13 protein-coding genes and 1 riboswitch are annotated in these 17,439 nt (G+C 73.7%); of the genes, 5 read left to right on the top strand and 8 right to left on the bottom strand.

Going from position 1 to position 17,439, the window contains the following annotated elements; all coding sequences use genetic code 11:
- Positions 1 to 576 (top strand): TetR/AcrR family transcriptional regulator, encoded by a 576-nt coding sequence (locus ABD343_RS09905; protein ID WP_344526249.1) that lies wholly within the window; start codon positions 1 to 3, stop codon positions 574 to 576.
- Positions 577 to 624: 48 nt separating this feature from the next.
- Here the strand turns inward: ABD343_RS09905 and ABD343_RS09900 are convergent, their stop codons facing one another.
- A complete protein-coding gene (locus ABD343_RS09900; protein ID WP_344526248.1) occupies positions 625 to 2,154 on the bottom strand; it encodes an MFS transporter in 1,530 nt (509 codons plus the stop codon).
- A gap of 272 nt (positions 2,155 to 2,426) precedes the next feature.
- Here ABD343_RS09900 and ABD343_RS09895 point away from each other — a divergent pair, with 272 nt between their 5' ends.
- Entirely contained in the window at positions 2,427 to 3,164 is a 738-nt protein-coding gene (locus tag ABD343_RS09895; protein ID WP_344526246.1) for a L,D-transpeptidase family protein, read from the top strand.
- Between the two features lie 9 nt (positions 3,165 to 3,173).
- On the opposite strand, the gene ABD343_RS09890 is transcribed toward ABD343_RS09895, so the two are convergent.
- On the bottom strand, positions 3,174 to 3,596 hold the full coding sequence (locus ABD343_RS09890) for a Fur family transcriptional regulator (protein ID WP_344526244.1): 423 nt from the start codon (positions 3,594 to 3,596) through the stop codon (positions 3,174 to 3,176).
- Between the two features lie 271 nt (positions 3,597 to 3,867).
- Here ABD343_RS09890 and katG point away from each other — a divergent pair, with 271 nt between their 5' ends.
- The gene (gene katG / locus ABD343_RS09885; protein WP_344526242.1) at positions 3,868 to 6,093 is read left to right on the top strand and encodes a catalase/peroxidase HPI; all 2,226 of its coding nucleotides are present in this window, start codon (positions 3,868 to 3,870) and stop codon (positions 6,091 to 6,093) included.
- Positions 6,094 to 6,158: 65 nt separating this feature from the next.
- On the opposite strand, the gene ABD343_RS09880 is transcribed toward katG, so the two are convergent.
- Both ABD343_RS09880 and ABD343_RS09875 read right to left on the bottom strand, forming a co-directional pair.
- Complete coding sequence (locus tag ABD343_RS09880) at positions 6,159 to 7,199, bottom strand: CNNM domain-containing protein (protein ID WP_344526240.1); 1,041 nt, start codon at positions 7,197 to 7,199, stop codon at positions 6,159 to 6,161.
- Positions 7,196 to 8,569, bottom strand: a complete 1,374-nt coding sequence (locus tag ABD343_RS09875; protein ID WP_344526238.1) for a hemolysin family protein — start codon at positions 8,567 to 8,569, stop codon at positions 7,196 to 7,198. The genes ABD343_RS09880 and ABD343_RS09875 overlap by 4 nt, the downstream gene beginning before the upstream one ends.
- A 243-nt stretch (positions 8,570 to 8,812) precedes the next feature.
- Between ABD343_RS09875 and ABD343_RS09870 the strand changes: the two genes are divergently transcribed.
- Together ABD343_RS09870 and ABD343_RS09865 are read left to right on the top strand one after the other, a co-directional pair.
- On the top strand, positions 8,813 to 10,201 hold the full coding sequence (locus ABD343_RS09870; protein WP_486387847.1) for an LCP family protein: 1,389 nt from the start codon (positions 8,813 to 8,815) through the stop codon (positions 10,199 to 10,201).
- Positions 10,202 to 10,235: 34 nt separating this feature from the next.
- Positions 10,236 to 10,580 (top strand): hypothetical protein, encoded by a 345-nt coding sequence (locus ABD343_RS09865; protein WP_344526236.1) that lies wholly within the window; start codon positions 10,236 to 10,238, stop codon positions 10,578 to 10,580.
- Positions 10,581 to 10,694: 114 nt separating this feature from the next.
- On the opposite strand, the gene metE is transcribed toward ABD343_RS09865, so the two are convergent.
- The 4 genes from metE to ABD343_RS09845 form a co-directional block, all read right to left on the bottom strand.
- Positions 10,695 to 13,028 (bottom strand): 5-methyltetrahydropteroyltriglutamate--homocysteine S-methyltransferase, encoded by a 2,334-nt coding sequence (gene metE, locus ABD343_RS09860; protein WP_344526234.1) that lies wholly within the window; start codon positions 13,026 to 13,028, stop codon positions 10,695 to 10,697.
- A 161-nt stretch (positions 13,029 to 13,189) separates the two neighbouring features.
- A riboswitch (cobalamin riboswitch) is annotated at positions 13,190 to 13,428 on the bottom strand.
- Positions 13,429 to 13,471: 43 nt separating this feature from the next.
- Entirely contained in the window at positions 13,472 to 15,007 is a 1,536-nt protein-coding gene (locus tag ABD343_RS09855) for an oxidoreductase (protein ID WP_344526232.1), read from the bottom strand.
- Between the two features lie 36 nt (positions 15,008 to 15,043).
- Positions 15,044 to 16,276, bottom strand: coding sequence for a phosphopentomutase (locus ABD343_RS09850; RefSeq protein ID WP_344526230.1), 1,233 nt, complete (start codon positions 16,274 to 16,276; stop codon positions 15,044 to 15,046).
- Positions 16,273 to 17,439 (bottom strand): alanine racemase, encoded by a 1,167-nt coding sequence (locus ABD343_RS09845; protein ID WP_344526228.1) that lies wholly within the window; start codon positions 17,437 to 17,439, stop codon positions 16,273 to 16,275. Before ABD343_RS09845 ends, ABD343_RS09850 begins: the two co-directional genes overlap by 4 nt.

Genomic DNA, 17,439 nt, shown 5'->3' with positions numbered 1-17,439 from the left:
ATGACCGCCCCGCCCGGACGCCGTGAGCGCAAGAAGGCCGCGACCCGTCAGAAGATCGCCGACACCGCGCTGCGGCTCTTCCTGGAGCGCGGGTACGACGCGGTGGGGATCCGCGACGTCGCCGCCGAGGCCGACGTGGCCGTCACGACGCTCTTCTCGCACTTCCCCTCGAAGGAGGCTCTGGTCTTCGAGCAGGACCGGGACTTCGAGCAGCGCCTCACGCGGGCGGTCACCGGCCGGGCGCCGGACGAGCCGCTCGTCCCCGCGCTGCGCCGCGAGGTCCTGGCCCTGGTCCGGCACTGCACGGCGGACAGCGCCGCCCCCATCTGGCACATGATCGACTCCTCGGCCGCGCTGCGGGAGTACGAGGAGTCGATGAGGCTGCGGCACGCGGAGTCGCTCGCGGCGGCCATCGACGCGGACGCCGGTCTCCCGCAGACCACCACGGCCTGCCGGACGCTCGCGAGATTCGCGATCGACGCCTACGCGCTCGCCCGGGAGGCAGCCGATCCGGAGGCCGCGGTGGACGAGATCTTCGGGATGATCGAGGCGGCCTGGGAGACCGCGCCCCGCTGAGCCCCCGCTGAGACCGCCGGGATCCGCTGAGCCGCGCCCCGGATGTGACTAGTGCGGGCCCGACTGCGCCGTGAAGCCCCGCGGCACCAGGGCGACCACCAGCACGGTGACGGCGGCGACGAGACCTGCGGAGACGTACGCGGTCGTGGTCAGCGCGTCGTCGAACGCGGTACGGGCCGCGTCCATGAGGCGTTCGCCCCGGTCGCCGCCGAGGGCCTCGGCCTGCTCGTGCGCCCCGCCGACCGAGTCCCGGGCGAGCGTCGGCCACCCCGCCATGTGGTGCGCGTACACGGCCCCGTGGACCGAGCCGAGCAGCGCCACGCCCAGGCCGACCCCCAGCTCGTAGTTGGTCTCCGAGACGGCACCGGCCTGCCCGGCACGCCGGGCGGGGACCGCGGAGACGAGGGTGGCGGCGGACGCGGTGATGGCCAGCCCGTCGCCGAGGCCGAGCGCGACGAGGACGACCGCGACGGCCGGGTACGCGAGGGGCGCGGGGGCGAGCGCCAGCACGAGGAACCCCGCCAGCAGCGCCGAGAGCCCGAGGGCCATCACCCCGCGCACTCCCGCGCGTTCCATGAGGCGGGGCGCGAGCAGCGAGCCGCCCAGGGTGGCGAGCGCAGCGGGCAGGGTCCGCAGGCCCGCGGCGAACGGGGAGTAGCCGTGGACGTACTGGAGCCACAGGGAGACGAGGAAGAGCGCGGCGCCGATGGCGAGCATGGCCAGCAGCGTGGCGAGCGCGGCGGCGGTGAAGGCCCGGTTCGCGAACAGGCGTACGTCCAGCAGCGGGTCGGGCAGCCGCAGTTGGCGGCGGGCGAAGAGCCCCAGCACGACGAGGCCGAGGACCAGGACCGCCACATCGGGCGCTGCCACGCTGCCCTTCGCCACATGCTTGATGCCCCAGGCCAGGGCCACGACGCCGACGACCGAGAGCACGGCGCCGGTCCGGTCCGGCGGCCCGTGGCCCGCGTCCTTGTACTCGGGCAGGAGACGGACCGCGGCGACCACCGTGACCGCGACGACGGGGACGTTGACCCAGAAGGCGGCCGACCAGTCGAACGTGCCGACGAGCGCGCCGCCGATCAGCGGCCCGACCGCCGCGCCCGCCCCGGCGACGGCGGCCCAGATCCCGATGGCGAGCGTCCGCTCCCTCGGATCCTGGAAGACCGTTCTGATCAGGGAGAGCGTGCTGGGCATGACCATCGCGCCGCCCACGCCCAGCAGCACCCGCCCGGCGATCAACTGCCAGGGCCCGGTGGCCGTCGCGGCGACGACCGAAGCCGCGCCGAACAGCAGGAAGCCCAGTACGAAGAGGCGTTTGCGCCCATAACGGTCGCTCACCGCACCCATGGAGACGAGGAGGCCGCCGAGTACCAGTCCGTACACGTCGATGATCCAGAGCTGCTCCAGCGCGCTGGGGTGCATGGCGTCGATGAGCGAGGGGAGCGCGACGTTCAGGATCGTGGCGTCCATGGCCACCAGGAGCAGGCTGGCGCAGAGCACGGCGAGCATCGCCCAGCGCCCGGCTCCCGGGGCGCCACCCGTCGTGCGCGATTCCCCCGGGCGAGCGCTGTGGGCCACCGGACTCCCCGTCCTCGTACGTCCTCGTGCCGTTCTCGTGCCGTTCTCGCGGGTCCCCGGGGGAATTCCCGCGCGCGAAGCCGGGACCGGCTCCGGCCAGCACCCACGCTACGGGCGGCGCCCGGAAGCGCACCTTGACACGGCGTCCGGGTGAGCCCGCCCCCCGGCGCCCGTCCGGACCCGGACTCGGGTCCGGGCCCCGGGGCCGGGTCCGACACCCGACCGGCCCCGCCCGACGTGTCGCGCGGCGCGCGTGCCGCTACCTGTTGAGCATGCGCCCCGCACCGCGCCGGCCCCGTAAGGCCCGCATAGCCACCGCCCCCGTGCTCCTCCTCGCGCTCCTGCTCCTCCCGCTGCTGCCCGCGCCCGCGCAGGCGCGCGGCGCGGCGGGCCGGGCCGCCGCGGCGTGCGAGGCCGACACCGGCCCCTACCAGCGGGAGCTGGAGCGGCATCTGAGGCTCCCCGTGGACGGGCGGCAGTCCGAGGCCGACTGCCGCGCCATCCGCGCCTTCCAGCAGCGCCACAAGATCCCCGCCACGGGCACGGCGGACGTCGTCACCTACCGCACGGTCCTCGTCCAGCAGGCCCGCACCAGCCCCCGCGCCCGGGCCGGCTGCCCGCGCCGCACCCACCGGGTGGTGTGCGTCGACCTCGACCGGCAGATCCTGTGGGTCCACACGGGCCGCACCGGCAAGCTCGTCCTGAGCCCGGTCCCCGTGCGGACGGGACGGCAGGGCCAGGAGACCCGCGGCGGCTGGCACAAGATCTTCCGCCGCGTCCGCCACGAGCGCTCCCGCCTCTATGACAACGAACCGATGCCGTACGCCCAGTACTTCGACGGCGGCCAGGCCCTGCACGGCACCGAGCGCTATCTCTACCGCAGCGGTTCGGCGGGCTGCGTCAACCTCCGGCTGCCCGACGCGGCGGCGCTGTGGCGCCTGCTGCGCGTCGGCGACCGCGTCTACGTCTTCGGCGTCAAGCCCGGCACCGATCCCCGCGTCCTGCGCTGAGGAGCGGGCTCACCCGGACAGCGCGCGGCAGTCCGCGCAGCGCCCCCTGAACGTCACCTCCACCGCGTGGACGGTGAAGCCGAAGCGCTCGGACTCCGGGAGCCCGGCGGGCAGGTCGCCGTCGGGGTGGACATCGCGGATCGTTCCGCAGTCGGTGCACACCAGATGGTGGTGGGGGCGATGGGCGTTCGGATCGTAGAGCTTCGCACGTCCGATGGTGGACACCTCGGTCACCTCGCCCAGCGCGACGAGTTCACCGAGCGTGTTGTACACCGTCGTACGGGATATCTCCGGCAGCAGGGCGGAGGCGCGCTCCAGCACCTCGTCCGCGGCGAGATGGACGTGCTCACCGGCGAGGACCTCGGCGACCACCCGGCGCTGCGCGGTCATCCGCCAGCCGCGTGCGCGCAGCCGTTCCAGCAGGTCACTCATGCCCACCACCCATCGGTGCGTCGTCTGACGTGAAGATCTGCGAAACCGGTGTCCGCGCGCCCTGATTCTCGTATTGACTTGGATTGTGTCCATCGTAGGATCGGTTCCAGTGTGAGCCAATACGCAGGACGGCGGCCAGGGCATGCCGGTGACGGTTCAACTGTCGTGTCCCTCCGGGCAGTTGGCCTGTCCGGGCGCACTGCCGCACCGAGACCGTTCCGACACCCTCAGACCCCGAGCACAGTGAACCGTCCGGCCCGGAAGGATGCCCATGCCTGAGAACAATGACGCAAGCGCCGCACAGGTGACCCCGGAGACCGAAGGCGGCTGCCCGGTCGCGCACGGGCGCGCGCCGCATCCGACGCAGGGCGGTGGCAACCGCCAGTGGTGGCCCGACCGCCTCAATCTGAAGATCCTGGCCAAGAATCCCCCCGCCACCAACCCGATGGGCGAGGAGTGGAGCTACGCCGAGGCGTTCAAGACCCTCGACCTCGCGGCGGTCAAGCGGGACATCGCCGAGGTGCTGACCACCTCCCAGCCCTGGTGGCCCGCCGACTTCGGCCACTACGGCCCGCTGATGATCCGCATGGCCTGGCACAGCGCCGGTACGTACCGGATCAGCGACGGCCGCGGCGGCGCGGGCTCCGGCCAGCAGCGCTTCGCCCCGCTCAACAGTTGGCCGGACAACGCGAGCCTGGACAAGGCCCGCCGCCTGCTCTGGCCGGTCAAGCAGAAGTACGGCGAGAGGATCTCCTGGGCCGACCTCCTCGTCCTCACGGGGAACGTGGCGCTGGAGTCGATGGGCCTGGAGACCTTCGGCTTCGCGGGCGGCCGGGTGGACGCCTGGGAGTCCGAGGAGGACGTCTACTGGGGCCCGGAGACCGAGTGGCTCGGCGACACGCGCTACACGGGCGACCGCCACCTCGAAGAGCCCCTGGGCGCCGTCCAGATGGGCCTCATCTACGTCAACCCCGAGGGCCCCAACGGGAACCCGGACCCGGTCGCCGCCGCGCGCGACATCCGCGAGACCTTCCGCCGCATGGCGATGAACGACGAGGAGACCGTCGCGCTCATCGCGGGCGGCCACACCTTCGGCAAGACCCACGGAGCGGGCCCCGACAGCAATGTCGGCGCCGACCCGGAGGGCGCGCCGATGGAGCAGATGGGCCTCGGCTGGAAGAGCACGTTCAACACGGGCATAGGCAAGGACGCCATCACCTCCGGCCTGGAGGTCATCTGGACGTCCACCCCGACCCAGTGGAGCAACGGGTTCTTCAAGAACCTCTTCGAGTACGAGTACGAGCTGACGCAGAGCCCCGCCGGTGCCAACCAGTGGGTCGCCAAGGACGCCCCGGAGATCGTCCCGGACGCGCACGACCCGGAGAAGAAGCACCGCCCGCGGATGCTGACCACGGACCTCTCGCTGCGCTACGACCCGATCTACGAGCCGATCTCCCGGCGGTTCTACGAGAACCCGGAGGAGTTCGCCGACGCCTTCGCCCGCGCCTGGTTCAAGCTGACGCACCGCGACATGGGTCCCGTCGCGCGCTACCTCGGGCCCGAGGTCCCGTCCGAGACGCTGGTCTGGCAGGACCCGCTGCCCGAGCGCACCGGCGAGCTGATCGACGCCGCGGACATCGCCTCCCTCAAGGAGCGGATCCTCGGCACGGACCTCTCCGTCGCCGAACTGGTCGCCACGGCCTGGGCGTCCGCCTCCACCTTCCGCGGCAGCGACAAGCGCGGCGGCGCCAACGGTGCCCGTGTCCGCCTGGAGCCGCAGCGGAGCTGGGAGGTCAACGACCCGGAGCAGCTCGCGCAGGTGCTGCGCGTGCTGGAGGGCATCCAGGAGTCCTTCAACTCCTCGGCCTCCGGCGGCAAGCAGGTCTCCCTGGCCGACCTGATCGTGCTCGGCGGCTGCGCGGCCGTCGAGAAGGCGGCCCGGGACGCGGGCCACCCCGTCGAGGTGCCCTTCACCCCGGGCCGCGTGGACGCCACCGAGGAGCTGACGGACGCCGAGTCCTTCGCCGCGCTGGAGCCCTCCGTCGACGGCTTCCGCAACTACCAGGGGAAGGGCAACCGGCTGCCCGCCGAGTACCTCCTGGTGGACAAGGGCAACCTGCTCACCCTCAGCGCGCCCGAGCTGACCGTCCTCGTCGGCGGCCTGCGCGTCCTGGGCGCCAACCAGGGCGGGTCGCGGCACGGCGTCCTCACCGAGCGCCCGGGCACGCTGACGAACGACTTCTTCGTCAATCTGCTCGACATGGCCACGACCTGGAAGGCGACCTCCGAGGCGCAGGACGAGTTCGAGGGCCGCGACGCGTCGAGCGGCGAGGTCCGCTGGACGGGCACCCGCGCCGACCTCGTCTTCGGGGCCAACGCGGAGCTGCGCGCGGTCGCCGAGGTCTACGCGAGCGCCGGCGCGGAGAAGAAGTTCGTCCGGGACTTCGTCAAGGCCTGGGACAAGGTCATGAACCTGGACCGCTTCGAGCTGTCCTGACCCGCTGAGTCCGACGCTCCGGTCCGTGGGCCGCGCCTCCGCCGGGAGGCGCGGCCCACGCCCGTTCACCGCCCGGCGGCGGGCTCCGGACCGGGCTCCGGTTCGAGGAGGCGGGACAGGAGGTCGTCCAGGCTGATCAGGCCGGTCAGCTCGCCCGCGTCGTCGCGGACGACGGCGAGGGTCGTACGGGCCTCGCGGAGGGTCTCGACGGCGAGGGCGACGGTGGTGGCCTCGGTGAGTTCCGGTACCGGCCGGGCCAGTTCCGCGGCCGTGAGCCGGCGGCCCCGGGACCGGGCGACCAGGGCGTCGCGCGCGTGGAGGGAGCCGGTGACCGCGTCCCCGTCGCGTACGAGGAGGCGGGTGCGGTCCTTTTCGGCCGCGATGCCCAGCACCGTGTCGAGGTCCGCGTCCGCGGGCACCGAGGTGATCCGCGCGGCGGGCACCCGGAGGTCGCCGACCGGCGTCAGGGGCTGGGTGAGGGAGCTGGTGAGCAGCCCGGAGTCGGTGGCGCTGATCAGGCCCAGGCGCGCGGACTCGGCGACGAGCTGGGTGAGCTGCTCGCGGCTGTGGACCGAGGCCAGCTCGTCGCGCGGGGTGACCCGGCACAGCCGTACGAGGGCGTTGCTCACCGTGTTGAACAGCCGGATCAGCGGGCGTACGACGGTGACGAGGGCGCGGAAGGCGGGCGTGAGCAGCATCGCCGAGCGCTCGGGGTGGGCGATGGCCCAGGATTTGGGGGCCATCTCGCCGATCACCATGTGCAGGAAGACCACGACGACCATGGCGACGGCGAAGGCGATGCCGTAACTGAGGCCCGCGGGCAGGCCGAGCCGTTCCAGGAGCGGGTCCAGCGCGTGCGAGACGGCGGGCTTGGAGATCGAGCCCAGGCCGAGGGTGCAGACGGTGATGCCGAGCTGGGCCCCGGCCAGCATCAGGGACAGCTCGCGCATCCCGGCGAGCGCTGCCTTCGCGCCGCGCCGGCCCTCGGCGACGGCCTGTTCGACGCGGTGCCGCTTGGCGGCGACGAGCGCGAACTCGGCCGCGACGAAGAAGCCGCTGCCGATCAGCAGGAGGACGGTGACGAGGAGGGCCAGGGGGAAGCTCATGAGGTCGTCTCCTCCTCGGGGCCGGAGTCGGCCTCGGGCCCGGACTCCAGGTACGGGCCGGGCCCCGGGAGGCGTTCGAGGCGTACGCGGTCGGGCACGTGGCGGTCCAGCGTCCGTACGTGGAGCGCGGCGCGGTCCCCGTCGGGCAGGTCCACGGTCAGCCGGTCGTCCACGGCGGGGAAGCGGCCCAGCCGGTCGACGACGAGTCCGGCGACCGTCTCGTAGTCCTGCTCCTCGGGCAGCACGATGCCGGTGGCGGCGGCGATCTCGTCCAGCCGGCGCCCGGCGTCCACCAGCCAGCCGCTGCCGTCGGCGACCGCGGGTTCGACGACGGTGTCGCTCTCGTCCGCGATGTCGCCGACCAGCTCCTCGGCGATGTCCTCGTAGGTGACGATCCCGTCGAGGCCGCCGTGCTCGTCCAGGACGACCGCGAACTCGTCGTCGCGCTCGCGCATCCGCGCCACCGCCTCGGGCAGCGGCAGGGAGTCGGGCAGCAGCAGCGCGGGGCGGGCGAGCGCGGCGGCCGTGCTGTCGCCGAACCGGCCGGCGGGCAGCCGCATCAGCTCGCGTACGCCCAGCACTCCGGCGACGTCGTCCGGGTGGCCGCCGAGCACGGGGTAGTGGGAGTGGCCGTGCGCGGCGATCAGCTCCACGGCCTCGGCGGCGGAGGCGTCCGCGCGGACGAAGACCGCCTCGGCGCGCGGCACCATGACCCGGCCGAGGGTGCGCTCGGAGAACTCCAGGGCGTGGTCGAGGAGTTCGGCGGTGTGCCGGGGCAGCGCGCCCTGCTCGTGGGACGCGTCGATGAGATGGCTCAGCTCCTCCAGGGTGGCCCCGTGGTGCAGCTCTTCGACGGGCTCGATGCCGACCCTGCGGAGCAGGGCGTTCGCCGCGCTGTCGAAGACCCGTACGAGCGGGCCGACGGCCTTGAGGTACGCCAGGGTGGAGGCGGCCAGGGACTTCGCGAGCCGCTCGGGGACGGCGAGGGCGAGGTTCTTGGGGGCCAGTTCGCCCAGCACCATCTGGAGCACGGTGGCGACGAGGAAGCCCGCGACGACGGAGATGCCGGAGACGGCGCCGTCACCGAGGCCCGTGCCCTCCAGCGCGGGCCGCAGCAGCGCGGAGACCGAGGGCTCGGCGAGGAAGCCGACGACGAGGCCGGTGACCGTGATGCCGAGCTGGGCGCCGGAGAGCATGAACGAGAGCTTCTCCAGCACCCGTACGGCGCGGGCGGCCCTCTTGTCGCCCGCCTCGGCCTCCCGCGCGAGCGCGAGCCGGTCGGCGGCGACGTAGGCGAACTCCTGGGCGACGAAGTATCCGGTGCCCGCGGTGAGGACCAGGACGGCGAGCAGGCCGAGGACGGCGCTCATCCGTGGTCGCCGCGGGAGGCGTTCGTCGGGGTGGTGGTGCGGGTACTTGGCGGCTCACTCATCGCGGGCCGTCGCTCCTTTTGCTGGGCATGCGGGGGCTCGGCATGCCGGGTGGACACCGTAACTTCGACAGTCACTGTAGAGGAAGGCGCGCCCGGGAGCCTGTGCGACCGTTCTACAGCTATGTAGAGTGCGATCTCATGAACGTGAGCGCGATACGCCGCGCCGGGGCGGAGCCCGGCTGTGCGTGACGAGCGTCCGGGTCGCGGACGCCGCAGAAAGAAGAAGGGCCCGAAGACCCGGCTGACCCGTCGCGGGCGGATCCTCGCGTGGACGGGCGGCGTGCTGGCGGCGCTGGTGCTCGGCGTCGCGGGGGCGGGCTTCTGGATGTACCGGCACCTCGACGGGAACATCACCTCCACGGACCTGGAACACCGGCTCGGCGACGACCGGCCGGACAATCTCAGCCCCGGGTCGAAGAACATCCTCGTCGTGGGATCGGACAGCCGTGCGGGCGCGAACGCGAAGTACGGCAAGGGCCTGGAGACGATGCAGTCCGACACCCTGATGGTCGTGCACCTCGCGGCCGACCGTAAGTGGGCGACGGTGATGTCGCTGCCCCGCGACTCCTACGTCCGCATCCCGTCCTGCGAACGGGGCGACGGCAAGAAGTCCGCGCCGCACTCCTTCAAGATCAACGAGTCGTTCGCGATAGGCGGCAGCAAGGGAGACATCGCGGGCGCGGCGGCTTGCACCATCAAGACCGTCGAGGCGAACACCGGACTGCGCATGGACCACTTCATGTCGGTGGACTTCCAGGGCTTCAAGGGCATGGTCAACGCCCTCGGCGGCATCGAGGTCTGTCCGAAGGAGCCCATCCACGACAAGAAGGCCCACCTCGACATGGCGGCGGGCTGCCAGACCGTCAAGGACGAGAAGGCCCTGGGCTACGTCCGTACCCGCTACAGCGTCGGCGACGGCTCCGACCTGGGCCGCATAGGCCGCCAGCAGGAGTTCATGCGGGCCCTCGCCGAGAAGGCGCAGAAGAAGCTCACCAGCCCCGACGACCTCTACGACTTCCTCGACGAGACGACCAAGTCGCTGACCACCGACAAGGACCTCGCCGGGCTCAAGCCGCTCTACGACCTGGCCAACGAGGTCAAGGGCATCCCCAAGGACCGGCTCACCTTCCTGACCGTGCCGAACTATCCGCGCCAGGCCGATGTCCCCAGCGACAGGGCCAACGTCGTGTGGCAGTACCCGCAGGCCGCCGAGCTGTTCGACAAGCTCGCGCACGACAAGGAGGTCGACAAGAAGCGGCTGAAGGCCGCGAGCAAGAAGCCGATCCCCACCCGCTCCGTCCGCGTCCAGGTCCTCAACGGGACCGGCGTCTCCGGGCGCGCGGCCGAGGTCGCCAAGGACCTGCGGGCCCTCGGATTCACCGTGACGACGACCGGCAACGCCCCCAAGCGCGTCGGGAGGACGACGGTGAGCTACCCCGAGAGGCTGCGGCGCCCCGCCCAGGTCCTCGCCTCCCGCCTGCCGGACCCGGCGACACGGGGAGGCGAAGGGGGAGTGGTCCCGGGAGCCGTGACCCTCACCGTCGGGCCGGACTACGAGGGGCTGCGCTGAGGACCCGGGCCGCGGGCTCCGTAAGCTCCGCCGCATGCACAGCACCCTCACGGAGCACGCCCGGTGCCTCTACGGCGACGAGTACCGGGACACGCCCGCGTGCGCGGCGGAGCACCGCGAGCACCTCTTCGTCGAGGAGCTGACCTTCGCGGACCCGGACGCGATCCTGGCGATGCTGCGGGAGCTGAGCCCCCACCTCGTCGACGGCCTGCTGCCCGTCTGGATCCGCAACCTGGCCTACCGGCTGGTCCTCCTGCAACGCCCGGACGAGCCGGAGCTGATGCGGGAGGCGGCCCGGAGCCTGTGGCTGCACGGCCCCGACTGGGACGGCGTCGCGGCGGACCTGGAACGACGGGCCGACGCCCTGGAGGGCGGCTGACCGCGAGCGGCACGCGCGTACGGGCGCGAGCGCACGCGCGTACGGGAGGGTGTGGCCCGGGGCGGTGGAAGGGCCACCTGCCCACCGCCCCGGGCCACGGTCTCGGGGCGGGCGTCAGTCCGCGCGGCCGGGCAGCTCCCGGCGGACCGCGCGCGCGGCGGCGACCAGGTTCTCCAGCGACGCCCGGGTCTCCGGCCAGCCGCGGGTCTTCAGCCCGCAGTCCGGGTTGACCCACAGCCGCTCCGGCGGGATGGCCTCAAGGCCCTTGCGCAGCAGCGCCGTCGCCTCCTCCACGCCGGGGACGCGGGGCGAGTGGATGTCGTACACCCCGGGCCCCGCCTCCCGCGGGTAGCCGTGATCGGCCAGTTCGTGGGCCACCTGCATGTGCGAGCGGGCGGCCTCCAGGCTGATGACGTCGGCGTCGATGTCGTCGATGGCCTGGACGATGTCGCCGAACTCGGCGTAGCACATGTGGGTGTGGATCTGGGTGTCGGGCCGCACGCCGCCGGTGGACAGCCGGAACGCCTCGGTGGCCCACGCCAGATACGCGTCACGGTCGGCGGCGCGCAGCGGGAGCGTCTCGCGCAGTGCGGGCTCGTCGACCTGGATCACGGACGTCCCGGCCGCCTCCAGGTCGTTCACCTCGTCGCGCAGGGCGAGCGCGACCTGCCGCGCCGTGTCGCCGAGCGGCTGGTCGTCGCGGACGAAGGACCAGGCCAGCATCGTGACCGGCCCCGTCAGCATGCCCTTGACGGGACGGGTGGTCAGCGACTGGGCGTACGCCGTCCAGCGCACGCTCATCGGCTCCTGGCGCGAGATGTCACCGGCCAGGACCGGCGGGCGCACATAACGGGTGCCATAGGACTGGACCCAGCCGTGCCGCGTGGCCAGATAGCCGCTGAGCTGCTCGGCGAAGTACTGCACCATGTCGTTGCGTTCGGGCTCGCCGTGCACCAGGACGTCGATGCCCGCCTTCTCCTGGAAGGCCAGCACGTCGCGGATCTCGGTCTTGATCCGGTCCTCGTACGCCTCCGTGCCGATCCGCCCGGCGCGCAGGTCGGCGCGCGCGGTGCGCAGCGCGGTGGTCTGCGGGAACGAGCCGATGGTGGTGACGGGCAGCAGCGGCAGGCCCAGGTGCGCGCGCTGCGCGGCGACGCGCCGGTCGTACGGCTGGGAGCGCCGTGTGTCGGCCTCGGTGACGGCGGCGGCCCGCGCCCGTACGGCCGGGTCGTGGGTCAGGGAGGAGGCGCTGCGCGAGGCCAGGTCCGCGCGGTTGGCGGAGAGTTCCCCGGCGATGGCGTCGGTGCCCCGGGCGAGACCCCTGGCGAGGGTGACGACCTCGGCGGTCTTCTGCCGGGCGAACGCCAGCCAGCGCAGCACCTCGCCGTCGATGTCCCGCTCGGCCCTGGCATCGAGCGGGACGTGCAGCAGCGAGCAGGAGGCGGCCACGTCGACCCGGTCGGCGAGGCCGAGAAGGGTGCCGAGGGTGGAGAGGGACCTCTCCAGGTCGTTGATCCAGACGTTGCGCCCGTCGACCACCCCGGCGACCAGGCGCTTGCCGGGCAGGCCGCCGTTGGCGGCGATGGCGTCCAGGTTCGCGGCGGCGGGGCCGGTGAAGTCGACGGCCAGGCCGTCCACGGGGCTCTTGGCCAGGACGGGGAGGGCGTCCCCGAGCCGGTCGAAGTACGAGGCGACCAGCAGCTTGGGGCGGTCCGCGAGCCCGCCCAGCGCACGGTAGGCGCGCGCCGCCGCCTCCAGCTCCTCCGGCGTGCGGTCCTGGACGAGCGCGGGCTCGTCGAGCTGCACCCACTCGGCGCCCGTGGCCCGCAGATCGGCGAGCACCTCCGCGTAGACCGGCAGCAGCCGCTCCAGCAGGCTCAGCGGTTCGAAGTCGGCGGCGGCCCCCGGCGCGGGCTTGGCCAGCAGCAGGAAGGTGACCGGGCCGACGAGGACCGGCCGGGCCGTGAGGCCGAGCGTCAGGGCCTCCCTCAGCTCGGACACCTGCTTGGCGGGGTTCGCGGCGAAGACGGTGTCCGGGCCCAGTTCCGGCACGAGGTAGTGGTAGTTGGTGTCGAACCACTTGGTCATCTCCAGGGGCGCCACGTCCTGGGTGCCGCGGGCCATCGCGAAGTACCCGCCCAGCGCGTCGGCCGCGACGGCCTCGCGGTGCCGGTCGGGCACGGCGCCGACCATGACGCCGGTGTCGAGCATGTGGTCGTAGTACGAGAAGTCGCCGGTCGGCACCTCGTGGACACCGGCCTCTGCGAGCTGTCGCCAGTTGGCCTCGCGCAGGCCGGCGGCCGTACGGGCCAGCTCGTCGGCGGTGACGCGGCCCTTCCAGAAGCCCTCGACGGCCTTCTTCAGCTCCCGGTCGGGGCCCTGGCGGGGATAGCCGTACACGGTGGCCACGGTGGCCCGTGCTGCCGCGGCTGCGGACTTCGCTGTCACGGAGATCTCCTTCGCGAGATGTCTCGTCGGATCCCGGGACGGGACGAGAGCGCGAAGGGGGCGGAGAACGGCGGGGATGCGACGCGCGGCATGCGCCTGTCCGCCTGAACTGTGTGCGCCGACCTGCCCTCGAGGTCACCGGGATGGACCGCACACGCAGGAGCGCGCACGGACAACGGGCAGGTCTTCGGACTCATGGGCACACCGTGCCGGGCCGGATCTCCGGTCCCGGCGGGCTCCTACTGGCCGTCGCTTCCCAGGCCCCGTTCGTCGGGCCCAGTGCTCATGACGGCGGTCGTTCCCACTCACCGCTGCGGGGCAGTCCCGGAATCGCACCGGGTTCCCTCTTACGACGCGTCCCACCTGGCGGGCGGGGCGAACCAGTTGCACCGTCAGCCTAGACGGAGATCCCCGCGCGTGGGTAGTGCGCCCGGCGGCGGCCGTCAGTTCTTCTGCAGGACGCGGGTCACGCCCGCGAGGACGGCGGTCGTCAGCACCCAGCCGAGGGCGATCAGCGCGTAGGCCAGCCACTGCGGCCCGTCCTGCGGCCAGTACCAGGCCGTGCGCTGCCCCAGGCCGCCGACGGGGACCAGGAGGTCCAGCGTGTAGACGAGGGGCTGGAACGGGGCGCCTTCGCCGCGCTTGACCGGGACGGGGGAGTGCGCCCCGAAGACCAGCGCGCCCAGCACCGTCAGCGTGACGAGCCACACCCCGGCCAGCCAGGGGCGGTAGCCGTAGCCGACCGTCGCGTCGAGCAGATACCCCCACAGGCGCGCGACCGGCGGCAGGGTGTGCTGGCGGCGGCGCTGCTTGTCCAGGAGCACGCGCCGCGCGTCGTCGTCGTGGCCGTCGCGCCGGTACCAGCTCGCCAACTGCTCGTAGGGCTGCGGGTTGTAGCCCGGGCTCCGCCCGATCCACGCCAGGCGGCGGGCCACCGGGTCCCGGCCGCCCGCCTCGTCCCCCGCGAGGGCGCCGTAGACGAGGCCGTCCAGCTCGATCACCTCCGGCCAGCTCCGCTCGTCGTCGCGCAGGCGGGACACCTGCGCGCCGTGCAGGTCCACGGCGCCGGACGGCGGCCGGGCGAACGCGAGATCGAGGTCGGCGGCCCGCAGGAGCGGGGCGGACAGCGCGTGCCCGCGGCCGCCGGGCGGCCCGTCGAGGACGGCGCCCGCGAAGCTCACGCTGTCCGAGACCTGCGCGCCGCGCAGCCGTACGGTGCCGCGGGCGGTGAAGCCGCCGGAGAAGTCGAGCGTCGGGGCCACGGCGTTGTCCAGCGCGAGCGCCACCCCGCGCGGCCCCGGGTCCTCCAGCCGCGCGTCCCGCAGGTGCAGCCCGCCGGGTATCTGGGCGCCCATGAAGCGGAGTTCGCCGTGCGCCGCGAACCCGTCCTGGGCGTAGACGCCGCCCTCCGCGACCAGTCCGCCCGCGGACACCGCCCACTCCCCGGGCGCGAGGATCTCGGCCCCGTTGAGGTTCACGGCGCCGCTCACCTGGGCGTTGACGAGCGACAGCGCGGTGGCCCTGCGGTTCAGGGGCGAGGGCGCGCCGCTCTCCACGCGCGAGCGCCGCAGGTCCAGGCGCCCCTCGACCCGGATCAGCCCCGCCTCCACGCCCGGCACCCGGCTGTCCACGAGCACGAGCGTCCGCGTCGCCGCCCCGGAGAGGTCCACCCCCTGCTCGCACCAGCAGCCTTCGAGCCACAGGGCGTGGTCGATCTGCGCACCGGCCAGGCCGAGTTGCCCCGTGATCCGCGCCCCGGCGAGCTTGAGGCAGGCGACGGCGCCCGCGCCGGCGGGGTTGGCGCCCTGGAGGAGCGCCACGACCACCTCGGCCCGGACCGTACGGGCGGGGCCCCACCGCCCGCCCTCTTCGGCCCGGTCCTCCCCGGCCGCGCCCGTACGCAGATCCACCTGGCGCCCCTCGGGGAACGCGTCCCACACCGCACGCTCGGGGGCGGTCAACTCGTCGTAGGAGAGCACGCGTGCAGCGTAGTGATCCCGGCGGGATCCGCGCCCTCAGGCCACCTCGTCCGTCCGGCCGATGCGGGTGCCGCTGGCGAGGGCCGTGGGGTCGAGGGCGAGGGCGGCGGCGGCGGTGGCGCCGATGTCGGCGAGCGAGGCGGCGTCCGGCAGGAGTTCGACGCCCGGGGCCTCGGGGCGGTGGATGAGGACGGGGACGAACTCGCGGGTGTGGTAGGCGTGTCCGATCGTCGGGTCGTTGCCGTGGTCGCCGGTGACGACGAGGCGGTCGCCGGGCCGGTCCAGGAGCGAGACGAGCGCGGCGAGCCCGGCGTCGGTCTGTTCGAGGATGCGGCCGTAACGCTCCGGGTCCTGCTGGTGGCCCGCGAGGTCGCTCTCCTGGACGTTGGCGACGACCAGCGCGTCCCCGGGCGCGCGGACGGCTTCGAGGGTGTGCGCGAAGACGTCGGCCGTGGGCACAGCGGGGCGCCGTACGGCCGCCTCGCAGGCCAGGATGTCGGCGGCCTTGCCGACGAGCGTGACGGGGATGCCCGCGCGCGCCGCGAGGTCGGGGAGCTGCCGGGCGTGGTCCAGGGGAGCGCCCAGGTGCTGGACCTCCAGCCCGCCGTTGCGGTACACGCCGGTCGCGGGGGTGTCGAGGCCGACGGTGCCGCCGTCGCCGTCCCGTACGTAGTCGCGGAGCGGGCCGTCCGCGTGGCCGCCGACGGCGATCACCCGCGCGACGGGCGCGACGGCGCGCACCGTACGGGCGATGGCGAGGATCCCGTCGAAGGCGAGGTCCTCCAGGCGGCCGGTGGCGTTCCAGTTGATGCCCGGGTCGGCCTCCAGGTTGTCGTGGACGAGGACGGCGCCGTCGACGACGAGGAGGGGGCGCCCGTCGAGGAGTTCGACGCGGTGCCCCGCCGCGCGCAGGGCCCCGGTCACCTCGTCCAGGTGCGCGGCGAGCCGGGCGACGGTGACGCGGCTGAAGTCGGCGCCCATCATCGTCTGATGGCCCGCGAAGGTGTCGGCGCCCGGGTAGCCGAGCGCCGCCCGCCCGGCGGCCACCGGCAGATGCGTGCGCCGGGCGAGGTCGGGGTGCGGGTGGACCAGGCCGAGGCCGAGCGCGCCGAGGACGGGCAGCCGCAGCGGCCTGTCGCCACGGGTACGGGCGTGGTCGAGGACGTGACCGCAGGTGTCGGCCCCGGCGTCGCCGGGGCGCAGCGCCCCCGCGTCGGGCATCGCGCCGACCCCGAAGCCGTCGATGACGACGATGACGGTCCTGCTCATGCCAGTGCCCTTCCCTGTGCGTCGTACAGGCCGGTCAGCCGGGGCTCGCCGGAGGAGAGGCCCGCGACGACGGCGACCTTGGAGCGGGTGACGAAGACCTGCGTGCGGAACGCGAGGAGCGCGGTCTCACCGAGCCGGACCTCGTCGCCGCTCCGGGGGGCGTCCAGCAGCCGGTAGTAGTCGATGTTCTCGGCGGGCGCCCCCTGCACCGGCAGCCGCAGCCCGGTGCGGGGCAGCAGCGCCGTACGGATGTGGGAGCGCGGGTAGAAGCCGCCGCCGAAGAGCGCCGGGCGGCCGTCGGCGAGGGTGTGCGCGACCTCGGTGACGTACACGTACGCGGGCTTCTCCGGCTGGGACATGTCGTGCGCGTGCAGCGGCGTCGTGCCGGTCAGCGCGTGCCCGGGCTCCCCGTGGGTGGCGCCGAGCCGCGCCAGCAGCGGGAGCGTGGCCATGGAGGTGGCGCTCGGCGCGCTGAGCTTCAGGCCCCCGTGCCCGCGCGCGGCGAGCAGCTCGCGGGCCTTGAGCGCGAGGTCGAAGTTGGGCGTGGGCGCGGGCTCGCCGGTGACCGGGTCGCACAGGACGCAGGGGAAGGCGGTGACCCCGGCGATCCGTACGCCGGGCAGCGCTTCGAGCGCGGCGGCGAACGCGTCGAGCCCGTCGAGCGGCACGCCGCCCTCCTGCCCGGGGTAGACCGCGCCGGGCGCCCCCTCGATCCTCACCAGCACGTCCTGGACGAGGCCGAGCCGTTCGGCCTCCTCGGAGACCGCGCGGGCGTTGGCCAGGTCGTAGACGGTGACCGTCTCGGGGCGCAGGGCGAGCATCTCGGGCAGGGCGCGGCGCGGGATCTGCACCAGATGGCCGAGGTTGCCCGCGCGGGCGCCCGCGCCGTGCAGGGTGCGGGCCTCGTCGGCGTCGATGGCGGCGTAGGCGGGGATGCTCCGCGCGATCGCCCGGATCAGCTCGGGGTTGCGGCCGATCTGCTTGACGACGAACCACAGCCCCAGGCCGAGCCGGCGCGCCTCCCCGGCGAGGAGCGCGGCGTTCTGCTCGACGGCGTCGCGGTCCATGACGTACGTGTCGGGCGGGATCTCGCCGCGCCGGTGGAGCTCCGTTGCCGCTTCGGCCAGTCGGGGGTTGCGGGCGAGGAGGCTGTCGAGGAACAA

Source organism: Streptomyces albiaxialis (genome assembly GCF_039530985.1).
In the GTDB taxonomy this organism is placed as follows: Bacteria; Actinomycetota; Actinomycetes; order Streptomycetales; family Streptomycetaceae; genus Streptomyces; species Streptomyces albiaxialis.
This window is presented reverse-complemented; position numbering and strand designations above follow the sequence as displayed.